7 protein-coding genes and 1 pseudogene are annotated in these 13,627 nt (G+C 41.4%); 5 read left to right on the top strand and 3 right to left on the bottom strand.

The genetic code is table 11. The features are described from left to right. Window positions 1-201: pseudogene (locus H5163_RS01135) on the bottom strand (alpha/beta hydrolase family protein); the annotation flags it as partial. Between the two features lie 71 nt (window positions 202-272). Continuing rightward, window positions 273-2,726, bottom strand: coding sequence for a prolyl oligopeptidase family serine peptidase (locus H5163_RS01130; protein WP_259399777.1), 2,454 nt, complete (start codon window positions 2,724-2,726; stop codon window positions 273-275). A gap of 174 nt (window positions 2,727-2,900) precedes the next feature. Between H5163_RS01130 and H5163_RS01125 the strand changes: the two genes are divergently transcribed. The 5 genes from H5163_RS01125 to H5163_RS01105 all read left to right on the top strand — a co-directional run bounded on the left by H5163_RS01125 (window position 2,901) and on the right by H5163_RS01105 (window position 11,467). Beyond that, a complete protein-coding gene (locus tag H5163_RS01125; protein WP_182734028.1) occupies window positions 2,901-3,908 on the top strand; it encodes a LacI family DNA-binding transcriptional regulator in 1,008 nt (335 codons plus the stop codon). Then, window positions 3,905-5,125, top strand: coding sequence for a glycosyltransferase (locus tag H5163_RS01120; protein ID WP_182734026.1), 1,221 nt, complete (start codon window positions 3,905-3,907; stop codon window positions 5,123-5,125). The genes H5163_RS01125 and H5163_RS01120 overlap by 4 nt, the downstream gene beginning before the upstream one ends. A 117-nt stretch (window positions 5,126-5,242) precedes the next feature. Beyond that, window positions 5,243-6,469, top strand: a complete 1,227-nt coding sequence (locus H5163_RS01115; protein ID WP_149980016.1) for a threonine/serine exporter ThrE family protein — start codon at window positions 5,243-5,245, stop codon at window positions 6,467-6,469. 800 nt (window positions 6,470-7,269) lie between these two features. Next, on the top strand, window positions 7,270-9,828 hold the full coding sequence (locus H5163_RS01110; protein ID WP_182734025.1) for a TonB-dependent receptor: 2,559 nt from the start codon (window positions 7,270-7,272) through the stop codon (window positions 9,826-9,828). Window positions 9,829-10,147: 319 nt separating this feature from the next. Continuing rightward, on the top strand, window positions 10,148-11,467 hold the full coding sequence (locus H5163_RS01105) for a TonB family protein (protein WP_145234275.1): 1,320 nt from the start codon (window positions 10,148-10,150) through the stop codon (window positions 11,465-11,467). On the opposite strand, the gene H5163_RS01100 is transcribed toward H5163_RS01105, so the two are convergent. After that, window positions 11,448-13,619 (bottom strand): winged helix-turn-helix domain-containing protein, encoded by a 2,172-nt coding sequence (locus H5163_RS01100; RefSeq protein WP_182734023.1) that lies wholly within the window; start codon window positions 13,617-13,619, stop codon window positions 11,448-11,450. The genes H5163_RS01105 and H5163_RS01100 overlap by 20 nt on opposite strands. Window positions 13,620-13,627: the final 8 nt, after the last annotated feature.

Genomic DNA, 13,627 nt, shown 5'->3' with positions numbered 1-13,627 from the left:
ATTTGCTTGAGCATCGCTTACAGGAGCTTCGTCACTTAACAAGTACTTTTCGAGCCATTGCTCTTGCTCCCAAAGCACATGCAGTAAACTCTTGCGAGCACGGTAGCCGTGAGCTTCGTAAGGTAGCATCACTAAACGCGCTTCTTTACCTAAACCTTTGAGCGCAGCGTACATACGCTCGCTTTGCATCGGGAAGGTGCCGTGAGATTAAGGGTGGGTCTTCATCCCCATATAATTAAATCAACAAGCGCGGCATAAACCGCGCTTTGAATTTATTCTGTTAAAGAAGGCTCAGTATTTACTTGAGCATCGCTTGCAGGAGCTTCGTCACTTAACAAGTATTTATCCAGCCACTGCTCTTGTTCCCAAAGCACATGCAGTAAACTCTTGCGAGCACGGTAGCCGTGAGCTTCGTAAGGTAACATCACTAAACGCGCTTCTTTACCTAAACCTTTTAACGCAGCGTACATACGCTCGCTTTGCATTGGGAAGGTGCCAGAATTCGGGTCTTCTTGGCCGTGGATCATTAACATCGGCTCGTTAATTTTTTCAGCATGAAAAAACGGTGACATATTGGCGTATACATCCTGTGCTTGCCAAAAATCACGTTCTTCTCCTTGAAACCCAAACGGTGTCAAGGTCCTGTTATAGGCGCCACTGCGGGCAATACCGGTTTTGAATAAATCACTGTGAGCTAATAAGTTTGCTACCATAAAGGCGCCATATGAGTGGCCTGCAATGGCGATTTTATCTTTATCTGCAATGCCTTTTTCGACCAGCACATCTACCGCAGCTTTGGCACTTGCAACTAACTGCTTTCTAAATAAATCATTTGGCTCTTTACCATCAACACCGACGATTGGCATCTTCGGATCATCAAATACAGCAATACCTTTTGCGAGGTAAGGCATTGGCCCCCAATAACCTATGTAGGTAAATTCGTACGGCGATTCACGTACTTGCGATGCAACTGCTTTATCTTTATATTCCAGTGGGTATGCCCACATTAATACAGGTAATGGACCTTGCGTTTTATCGTAACCTGGAGGTAAATATAGCGTACCAGAGAGTTCAACACCGTCATCACGTTGGTAACGCACAAGTTCTTTAGTCACCCCTTTAAACGCCGGGTATGGATGCTCAAAGGTAGTGAGCTGAGTCAGAGTGTCGGCATCTAAATCGCGAATAAAGAAGTTAGGTTGTTCGGTCTTAGATTCACGAATAGTAATTAATCGCTCACCTTCATCATCAAGCATGGCACGAACTCGCTCGTAATATGGCGCTTTTGATTGCCATAAACGTTTGGTTGTATTGGTCTTAATGTCGTACTGATCTAAAAATGGCACATTCCCTTGCTCTGACGCACCATCACCGCGCAAAAATATATAACGTCCACCAACCACTTTAATAACGTTTACACCGAGATCATTTCGCTCATAAATAGCGTCGCCCGGATCTTTATAAGCATCGTTATAGCTGCGCTGTGAAAACAATACGCGGTTATTATCCGCATCGCGTGGTTGGATCACATAGGTACGTAACTGGCGATCACTAAAACGCCACTCGGTTAAAAACGCAACGTTTTCATTCGCCCACTCAATACCTGAAAAACGTCGTTCTAGTTTAGCAAATAGTTTTGGTTCACGTTTAAAAGGTGAGCGTAAACTATATAGATGATCATGATACGGCACATCGGTTTTCATATCGCCGCCATCTTGCGCCTCTGCCCAAATGATCTCAGCACCTTGGTCATCACGCCACTGAAAATCACGACGACCCGTTCGCACACTGTCATAACCTTGTGGAATGTTGTCGGCCAGTGGCTGTTTAGACAATTGCGCTAACGTATAACCACGCATGCCAAGCACCTGCCACGTTGTCGCAAAGCGGCTATAGGGTACTTGATACGAAAATGGTTCGTCGATAGTGGCTACTAAAATATTGGTTGAATCAGGCGAGATCGAAAATGATTTAAATAATGCTGGTTTGCCAATCGATAACGCAACACCGCTCAGGGGAATATAAGTTAATTGACCTTGGCCGTAAAACTTAAACTGCAACTCATCAAACGGGCTGGTTAATAAATTTTGGTAAGTCCGTGCTGGCGCTTTTTGACCGCTACTTTGTTGAATAACCGGCACAACGCTATTTGCATCACTAACTAATTTCTGCTTGCCAAGGTTAACCGCTTGGTTAGCAACAATTGCCGTGCTATCTGGTAACCATTGATAAGGGGTGGCTGTTAGCACTGAATTAAGAGCCACAGTTGACAACTGACGTGCTTGTTTAGTTTCGGCGTTATACACCCACAATTGCGCCTGAGTTGGTTGCTCAACAATAAACGCTAAATATTCGCTATTACTTGACCATTTAGGTGAGCGGATCACCCCTTGAGGTAAATTATTAACGGTAATCACAGCGCCAGTCGCAATATGTTTAACTTGTAACGCACTAAATTTAGTGCGAGGACGTGAGCGTGAAAAGTTTGCCGGGTTTAACTTTATACCCGCCAATTTCAATTCTTCTTTTGCTAAATCATCTAATGTTTCAATACGTTTTCGCTCAAACAGCGCTAACCATTGACCATCAGCAGATAGGTAGCTACTCGGTGCTAATTTAGCATCAACCAGCGCGGCTAAATCACTTGATGGGGTTTGATACCCCTGCGCGCCATGGCTAAAATGACTAAAGCCAACACTCAATAAGAGGGCGAATAAAAGCAGCATGCTTTTCATAGTGTATCCTTGGTATTTTTTATTAATTCCTGTATATAAACATGTTTTGCAACATTCATAAAGTTTTTACGATTCTACCTTCAATAACGCCGATAGATGACTTATTAGCTCAAACTGCGTTAAACTGGATCCTTCGTTCAAGCAATTGCTGACGCATACATTAAAATGAAAAAAAAAACCGATAAAATAACTATTTTTGACGTTGCCAGAGAAGCACAAGTTTCTAAGTCAACGGTGTCGTTAGTGCTTACACACAGTGACAAAGTCAGTGATAAAAGCAAAGAAAAAGTATTGCATGCCATTGATAAGCTTGGCTATGTATATAATAGAGATGCGGCAGCACTGAGAAGTCGCCGTTCTAATTTAGTGGCGTTAGTTATTAATGACTTAACTAACCCTTACTCTGCGCAAATAGCGGTAGGACTTGAAAACCATATTCATACCCTTGGCATGCTGCCGATGTTAGTGAACACCGCCGAAAGTGTGGAGCGCCAAACACAAGTTGTTAAAACACTCAAAGAATATAATGTTGCCGCATTTATCATGTGCCCTGCCCCGGGAACTACCCAGCAGTGGGTTGATGAACTTATCAATAGTGGTTTCCCGGTCATTCACATTATGCGCGAAGTGCCTTTTTGTGCCGCCCCGACAATATTACCGGACAATAAAAAAGGCACTCATCTAGCCACTAGCCATATTTTACAACAAGGTATTGAGGATATTGCTTTTATAGGTGGAACTAATGATATTTCTGATCATCATGAACGTTTAAGTGGTTTTCACAGTGCCTTAAAGCAATTTAATATCCATCAACACAAACCAACGATCACCGCCGCCACGAACCGTCAAGGCGGGCGCGATGCCTTTGCTACGTTGTATGCGCAATACCCTGCGACTAAAGCGATTATTTGTTTTAATGATGTTATTGCATACGGTGTCGTCGAAGCCATTCGCCAACATGGTTTGATCCCCGGTAAAGATATAAAAGTAGTCGGTTTTGATGATTTAGCTGATTCATGTTTAATGTCTCCATCATTAAGCAGCGTCACCATAAATGCAGACGATATTGGTAAACATACTTGCCAAGTACTGCAAGAATTACTTAATCAAGGCACCCCTGCGGTGCGCACTTTAGTCGATGTTCATCTGCAAGTAAGAGCTTCAAGTCAATGAAAAAAGTCTTAGTAATTGGCTATGTATGGCCAGAACCAAATTCATCAGCGGCCGGCACTCATATGATGTCGCTATTAAAAGCGTTTAAAAATGAAAATTGGGCGGTTGAATTTGCCAGTCCCGCACAAAAAACCGAGCATATGGTTAATCTGGATGACTACGGGATCAGCAGCGCAACTATTGCCCTTAATTGTGCAAGTTTTGATGAATATGTTATCAACTACGCCCCTGATATCGTCATGTTTGACCGTTTTATGATGGAAGAACAATTTGGCTGGCGAGTAGATAAACATTGCCCTAACGCAGTAAAAATCCTTGATACTGAAGATTTACAATGCTTACGCAATGCCCGCCATGAAGCGCATAAAGGCAACCGAGCATTTAATCATAGTGATTTACATTCTGACATCGCCAAACGAGAAATAGCCGCTATTTTACGCTGTGATTTAAGTTTGATTATCTCAAGTTTTGAAATGCAATTACTTGCTGATGTATTTAAAGTCGACAGTAACTTATTGCATCATCTGCCTTTTATGGTCGATTTAAGCTCACTCCCTGAACAAACTAAATCGTTTGAGCAACGCCAACACTTTATGACCATAGGTAATTTTCGCCACGCCCCAAACTGGGATGCAGTGTTGTACTTACAGCAAATTTGGCCGCTGATCCGTAAACAATTACCGCAGGCTGAGTTACATATTTATGGCTCTTACCCACCACCAAAAGCCACGGCACTCAATAACCCTAAAACTGGCTTTTTAATTAAAGGTTGGGCCACTGATGCTTATCAAGTAATGGAAAGTGCGCGTGTGTGTATCTCACCGCTGCGTTTTGGTGCTGGCATTAAAGGAAAGCTGTTAGAGGCGATGATCATGCAAACACCCAGTGTTACAACGACAATTGGTAGTGAGGGCATGCACCATGATTTACCTTGGAGTGGTGTGGTTGAAAATGAGCCACAGCAATTTGCCGATGCCGCTGTGGCACTGTATCAAAATAAAAGTTTATTTACGCAGGCACAAACAGCCGGTAATACGATATTAAAAACGCACTACGACAAACAGCTTTTATCTAATAATTTAATCATTAAAATTCAATCAATTAAAGAGCAATTGCAAGCTCACCGCGAAGCAAATTTCACAGGCCAAATGCTCAAACATCACACAATGCGCAGCACTCAATATATGGCACAGTGGATTGAAGCTAAAAACAAATAAAAAAAACTAGACAGGCGGTGATTAGTGTTTAAAATTCCCGCCAAACTAGGTAGGCAAATTTAGATGTATTGTCTATATTTTTTAACTGAATAATTTAAATTTTGGCTCAATACAAATTTGAAAACCGCAACGTTTACAGAAAAGCGCAAATTTATCGTTAAACTGGGTAAGATGCTTCATAAGTATGGTACCCCAGCTTATCGACTCGAAGCTCACTTAATGGAAGTGGCTACTTACCTTGATCTTAAATCTTCATTTGTAATGTCACCCACTTCCGTAACTTTTGTGATTTGGACAGATGGCCATGAAGATGAATATACTCACGTTGCCCGTGTTGATCCTGGTGATCACGATTTAGGGTCGTTAGCCGATACCGATGATCTGGTTAATAAAATGCTCAATGGCGAACTCACGCTACAAGAAGTTGACGTTCAACTCGACGCCATTTTTATTATGCCAAATCCGTATAATCGCTTTACCACAGGGGTTGCCTTTGCTACCTCTGGCGGCGCATTTGCAATGCTGATGGGCACCAGCTGGAATGACGTATTTTGGTCAGCGCTACTTACCTCTGTCGTTTACTTATTTGTACTGTGGTCAGCGCGTTCAAAACGCGTAGGCCATATGTTAGAGCCATTAGTGGCGATAGTCTCGGCTATTTTGGCCTGCGCTGTAAGCGTGCATTTAGACGTCGGGATTAATATTCGTTTAGTGGTATTGTCTGCGATTATTGTGTTTATACCCGGGCTGGCATTAGCACTGGGCCTAGCAGAACTTGCAGCGCGGCATTTAGTTTCTGGTACAGCGCGTGTGATGGATGCTTTTATGCTGTTGTTTAAACTGTATTTTGGTGCCTTCATCGGCATTGCGATTGGTTTTGCACTATTCGGCCAAGCCGATTTCGTACAACCTGACCCTTTACCTAAATGGACGGCTTGGTTGGCAATCTTTTTACTCTGTAGCAGCTTAATCGTTATTTTTAGAACCAAACTAAAACATGCTACATGGTCTATCGCCTCTGGCTTTATCGCTTATGGCAGCAGTATTGGCTCTGCGATGTATTTAGATTACACCTTAGGAACATTTGTAGGTGCATTTGCGGTGGGTGTATTTAGTAACCTATTTAACCGCGTAGCAAACGCTCCTGCCTCAATTGTTGCCATGCAAGGCTTGATTGTATTAGTTCCAGGTAGCAAAACTTACATAGGTCTAAACTCATTAATTGAAGGGCAAGACTTTGTGTATGCTGAGCACATCGGCCAACAAACCTTCCTAATATTTATGTCATTGGTGGCTGGATTAATCTTTGCCAACGTTGCACTCCCACCGAAAAAGAGTTTATAAAGCAATTAAGTGTCTAGCCTGCTAGGCGCTTAATTTAAAAGTAAACGTGAACCTATTGCTCTTAGTTACTTCCCTATCGTGAAATCTTAACTCGCCGTTAATGAGTTGCTAAAAAACTCTGCGATCAACTCTTCTTAAGTATCAAACCTTAAAGGGTTATAATACCAATCGACTTAAATATTTAACCATTCTAGCGAGCTAAATGGTCAGTAACTTAACACGATTGGTATAAGCACTTTCAATAAATCTAAGATAATCAGATCCGTCCTGCATCAATCTTTATAATTTTCCCACTCATTTTTAGCCACAAAAATACGCTCGTAATTAAACGTTCTAAATAAACGTCGGGGGTACTAATGCCAATAATCTTGTTCAATTACCTTTTCCCTTTCATTTTTTAATCCACTAGTTGTGAATTATAAAAATTAAAGTTACAAAATAGATTGAGTAAACTTAATTTATTAAAAAACAAAAATAAATAATAAATTTAAACTATTGATATAAATAAATTAAAAAGCAAACTGCATCATTTTATTTTCAATTTTGTCACTTTCACAACTATTCATCCAAATTCAAGACTCTATTTTTAAAAAGGCGTTTAATAGAGGCACAAACAAAGCTGGTACAGGTTACTTTTACAAATAAAGGTAGCCATAAACTAATCTCCCTTAGTTGCCAGCTTAAGTTTGTAGACAGCGTCTTAAATGTAATTCGGATCTTAAAAGTGAATACATAGGTACGAATAACATATACACAATCTGATACAACAAAATAAAGTTTTGATTCAAGGGGAATCGAGGATGTTAAAAGTAAAAATAAATAAGCTATATTTAGCAGTTAGCGCATCACTTATTACATCGGCATTGAGCTTACCTATGGTAGCCCACGGCGCCGAGCTTAAAAGCACAGATGAAGTTGAAGTAATCCAAGTTCGTGGTATTCGTGGCAGCGTTGTTAAATCGCTAAATACTAAACGCTATTCAAATGCCATAGTCGATGCAGTAACTGCGGAAGATATCGGTAAATTCCCCGATCAAAATGTTGCAGAATCACTGCAACGCATAACTGGCGTATCAATTAGCCGTAACTTTGGTGAAGGAGAACGTGTTAGTATTCGTGGTACGAGCGAGAGCCAAAACCGCACATTATTGAATGGCCAAGCTGTTGGCTCTGCCGATTGGTGGACAAACTCTGCCGCAAGCCGTGGTTTTAACTACACGATGCTGCCCTCTGAAGTTGTATCTGGATTAGAAGTTTATAAATCACCTGAAGCCGACATCGATGAAGGTTCTATAGGTGGAACTGTTATAGTACGAACTCGTAAGCCGCTTGATTTAGAAGCGAATAAATTTGCCGGCTCAGTACTTGCTCAATACAGTGAAATTTCAGGCGAAACCGACCCACAACTCTCTGCAATGTACAACTTTAAAACTGAAGACGACACCTTCGGTGCACTTATTTCATTGGTTCGCCAACAGCGTAATTTGCGCCGTGATGGTATTGAATCATGGAGCTGGGCAAAACGTGATATCACCTTAGAAGATGGTACTGAGTACAAAGACGTATACAGCCCAGGCGGTGGTGGTTCTGCCATGTTTTTACAAGAGCGTATCCGTACCGGTATCAATTTAGCTGTGCAGTATCGACCTACTGAGCAATTAGATTTAACCTTCAATGCCCTTGATTCGACCCTTGAAGCAAATAATGAAAATCAAAACTTTCTTTGGCTGCCTGGTTACGGTGGCTCACAATACACTGATGTCACATTAATAGAAAATGATCAAGTTGGTACTATGCTCGTTGGCGGGACTTTAGGGTTATCACCGACGGCTAATAATATTCTTGATGAGACCAAAGTACGTAACTCTGAAATCAACACTAAGTCATACGATTTAAAAGCGGATTACCAAGGTGATTTATGGTTGACCAGTGTACATGTTGGATATACCGAAGGCAGCGGCGGCTCGCAAGCTGATCGCAGTGTTGGTTGGGAAGGTAACTATATACATAGTTTCGACACCTCAAATGTAGAAGATGTGCGTACTAGCTATGGTGCAGATCCAGATGATGGTAAAAACTGGGATCTAGGTTTTTTACGTTACGATAATAATAATGCCAAGGATGATGAAACTTACCTACAAGTTGATTTTACGCGCCCAATTGACATCGCTGTCTTTAGTAAAGTTAAGTTTGGCTTAAAGTACCGAGACCATTCACGTTTTAATACTAAACACACCACTGATAACCGCACCGATTTGGGCTGGAACTTAGCAGACTATTCGCTATCAATGCCATCAGATTATTTATCAGGCCTAGGCTCTGACGGTACACTGAGTAATTACGCAATCACCGACTCAGATAAAGTTCGCCGTGAAGGTGATGCTCTTGATTGGAACTACCGTGTACTCAAAGCGAGTACCTTTGAGGTTGAAGAAAAAATTACCGCAGGTTATATCAAAGCAGATATAGATGTTGAAGGTATGCGCGGTAACTTAGGTGTTCGTTTGGTGCAAACTCAGCAATCAACGGCAGCCTATGTAGGTGAAAGTGGCTCGGAAGTATGGACCAATGATGACCGTGACTATTTTGATATTTTACCGAGCATCAATTTAGCAATTGATTTAGATGACGATGTACTACTGCGCTTCAGTGCAGCACGTGTTATGTCGCGTCCAGATTATGCATCAATGACTCCTTCAACCTCTTATAACCTCGAAACACAGACAGGCAGCGGTGGTAACCCTGATATAGACCCATATCGTGCAACCCAGTTTGATACTGGGGTTGAATGGTATTTCAGTGACGCAGGTTTATTCTCTGCTGTTGTATTTTACAAAGATATTCAATCTTTCTTAGATGTTTCACCAAATCTTGAAATACATGAAGGTGTTGAGATCTTAGTAAACCGCCCGACTAACGGTCGATCGGGTCGTATCCAAGGTCTTGAACTTGGTTATCAACAAGAAATCCTTGATGGTTTTGGCTTAAATGCTAACTACACATTTGTCGATGGTGAAGCAAAAGATGCAGATGGCAATGATACGATTATTCCAGGTAACTCTGAACACACAGTCAATTTAAGTACTTACTATGAAACAGAAACCTTTAGTACCCGTATTTCATATAACTTCCGTACTGGTTACAACTCAGGCCAAGGCCATGGTTATGTTGATGATTATGGTCAGGTGGATGCGAACTTTACCTATAACGTAAACGATAATCTAGCGCTTGTGTTAGAGGCAATTAATTTAACAGACGAGCATACCTTTAGCTATCAAGAAAAAGGTGTGCAACAAGCACTGACCGGTGTTTACGCGGATGGTCGTCGTTTTGTAGCCGGAGTACGTTTTAACTTTTAATATCCATTTTTGTCGAACTCCAAGCTAACACAGGTATTCGACTCTCGCCAAGGACGGCATCGCCCCTATGCCCAGGGGTTTAAAGCAGGTAGTCATTTGACTGCCTGCTTTTTTTCATGCTTAGGAAATTACCATTATTAGTAGCACAAAGGCGCTAGTAATAATAAACAAAACAAGTACAATCAATAGGTAAAAAAGTTACTCGATCAACATCGGCGAAGCATAATACGTGTCAGAAAGCACAGTTAGTCATTACAGTAAACAAACAACAAGATTTTGTCGTTACAAATTCTTAATTGTATTGCTTTGCCTATTTTTTGTGTTCCAGACTAAAGCTGACTTACTGAGTGCAACTCTCGATTACCATCAGGGAAACTTCAACGATGCGAAGCGCGAATTCCAACAATTAGCCTATTTGGGTAATGCCGATGCAATTTACAATATTGCTGTTATGCATTTACATGGCCAAGGGGTTGAAAAAAATAAAGCCCAAGCCTATGCCTGGTTTAGTTTAGCGGCAGATTTTGGCTTACTTGATGCACGCGATACTGCAATGCTGATAGCCAGACAGAGTAACAATCAACAACCTCTTGATGATGCCTATAATGCACTGCTAAAACAACTCAGCTTTCAGTGGTATGACCGACAATTACGGCCAGAGTTAAACGCCAGTCCAGCCCCTCATGCGAGTCCACAACGTAGCTATACTGTAGAGCCAAAATACCCAGAACATGCCTATAAAAATGGTATCGAAGGCTGGGTCTGGTTAGAGTTTGATATAGATAAAAGCGGCGCAGTAACAGATGTTTCCTTAATTGATTCATACCCTGAAAAAACCTTTGATAAAGCCATTATCAACGCAGTTAAACGTTGGAAATATCAAGGTGATAGCCAAACATTGCCCTATTACAACCGTTCTCTACTGTATCACTTTACGACCTATAAAGGTAAACAGTACGAACAAAGCTTCAAAAGCCAACAACGTGAATACAATGAAAAAATTTCAGACTTAATTGATGCCGCCGAACAAGGTAACGCCTTAGTGCAATATTATATTGCCAATTGGCTAAGTTCTGACGACTACAACGCAACTAGATTATTGAAATATCACTGGCAACAAGCAAATGCTAACAGTGAATTACTACTGCGTTCAGCTGTCAATGGCTATGCTAATTCGCAGTATCGTATTGGCGCAAATATGCTTCGCGGCGAGTACGGTAAAGTTGATCGTGAAAAAGGATTGAATTGGATTGTGCTCGCAGCACAAAGTGGCTTTGCTAATGCGCAATACCGTTTAGGCCGAGAGTTACTCAATAGCCAATATGTGGATTATGCGCCTAATAAGGCCTTAAAATGGTTAAAAGCTGCAGCAGAGCAAGGCTTGTTTAGTGCCAAACGCGATCTCGCCTTATTGCTTTTTGAGTTAAAAAAGCCCGCCCAACAAGTAACTGCCGCATTAAATTCAGCACTGATAGATGATAGTGAACACCCACAATTATTATTACTAAAAGCGCGAATTCAAGCTGCTAGTAATAAACCGCAACACGCTAAAAAACTGGCTAATAGTGCTCTAAAAGAAGCGAATGCTCGTAACTGGGATCAAAGCCGAATCAAACAATTTATGGCGACACTACCTTAACTGCTTTGTGTAATAGAATATCAGTTTCAATGCCATCCACTTGACTAAATACCACTTGACGCCCGTCTGTTGAACTACTGATATTTAAATTAATATCAATGTCGTAACCATAAACACCAAGCTCTTTTATAAACACATTACGCTTTTGCTCTGTTAAATAACAATACAGCAATAATTGATGCCCTTGACGGAGTACATAATAAATACCATGTTTAAATACCGCAGGCTTAAATAACTCAAGTGATGGCAATAATTGCGCTAATGGTAATTGCTGCTCTAACACCGCTGATAGATAAGTTCGCACGTGTAAATCATGTTCTAAATACGAGCTATTAAGTTGCCACAATGGATGTTCTTCGTCTAAGGTTTCAAACTTAACGCTATCAGCAACCAATGAGTTACTCATCTGCTGAATATCATAACGCCAATCTTGCCATTGTGCCTGTTCATTCGTGCTTTGCTGCTTTTTAACTTGATAATAAATACTGTGACTATCTGGCGACCAATGCACTGCATTAAGCTGCTCAAAACCCGAAATTATTGGTACTAAGCGCCGCGAAAAAGTATTGATCAAATACACATTTTGTTGCTCGTCAGCCAATAATACGTTGTCACCATTAGGAGAAAAAAGCAGGTATTTTGGCGTAATATCACTGGGCAGAGTAGCGATCAAGTTCGCGGTTTTACGTTGTTTATGCTTAAGCCATACTTCTATATGAGTAAAGCCCGTGATCCCTCTGCGCTGTAATGAAATAAACGCGCTTTGCTGCCCGTCGGGGGATACCGCAGGTAAAATATCCATTCGTGCCGACGATGACAGTTGTACAGCATTACGGATCTGAGGCAAATCCTGAGTAAAATCGAGTTCAATTTGATACAAATTAACGCGCGCTTGTCCCTCGGCATGGGCAATATCGCCTGTTTGCGGGTTAACCGCTAAATCGGCAACAAAGCCTAGCGGTTGGTGAACTAGTTGTTCATTACCTTGATAGTCATAACGGCGTAATGCATCATCCCCGAGCCAATAATAATTGTCTTCACTGTCAAATAATAACGGCGCATGACTATGACGACTGCGCTTTATTTCAGTACGCTTAAGTGATTGTGTTAAATCAACTTCACTAACGCTAAACCAGCCTTGATCTTTTTCCAGTAACAGCATTTTATTATGCTTGTTAATATCAAAAGTGATTGGTTTAAAATCCCCTACGATTTGCTGCTCTAATAAAGTTGGCGTAGGTGTAAATGCTAAGGTGTATTTTACTAGCCGTGGCTGCTCATCCTGCCAATGAGTGGTGTAAATCGTATTCTCATCAACCCAATGTAGTTTGGTTGGGCCGTGGCGTTGTTGGCAGCGGGTCAATTTAAACTCGGGACTCAAACGCCACGTTTCAATTGCGTTAGATACAGGGATCACCCGAATATCGCAGCTCAGTGGATCATATCTAAAATATGCCAGCCATTTACCATCCGGAGACCATACTGGCGCTTCTTCAGAATAACCTGAGTTTTTAATACTGTGGACAGTTTTACTTTGTTGATCATAAACCGCCAAATCAAACTGACTTTGCTGCTCGTTTGACTGGCTAAACGCTAAATATCTACCATTTGGGGAATAACGTAAAAATACTTCTGCACCAGGAGCTGAGGTGATCCGTGATTGATACTCATAATTTAAACTCGGCGCTTTAGGTGCAAGTAAATACTGACTAATAAGTGTAATGATGGTGCCAAAAATTAATCCAAGCGTAATAAATAAAACGGATGTACGTGGCGTTGCTGGTGTGACTTTGTCTAATAATGTCGGGGCATCGCTTACTTGTGCTATTAATTGATAGCCAACTCGCGGGACAGTTCGAATAAAGAGCGCGGTGTTTTTATCATCCTTTAAACTTTTACGCAGTTGGGTGACCAGCTGGCTCACCGAGTTATCACTGACCACCACTTCTGGCCAAATCTTATCCATAATTATATCACGAGGAACCGCTTGGCCTTGATGCTCAAGTAATAATTTTAGCAACATCAATTGCTTTGCTTCAACCGCGCACCAACGCCCTGCCACTTTCACTTTTAAGGCAGTAAAGTCAACGAGTACATCATTAAGTAATAACTGTTTTAGCTCGGGTGTTGGCATCGTTCGTTTTTTACACACGTTAATCT

This window comes from Pseudoalteromonas sp. SG44-8 (genome assembly GCF_014164125.1).
GTDB lineage: Bacteria > Pseudomonadota > Gammaproteobacteria > Enterobacterales > Alteromonadaceae > Pseudoalteromonas > Pseudoalteromonas rhizosphaerae.
This window is presented reverse-complemented; position numbering and strand designations above follow the sequence as displayed.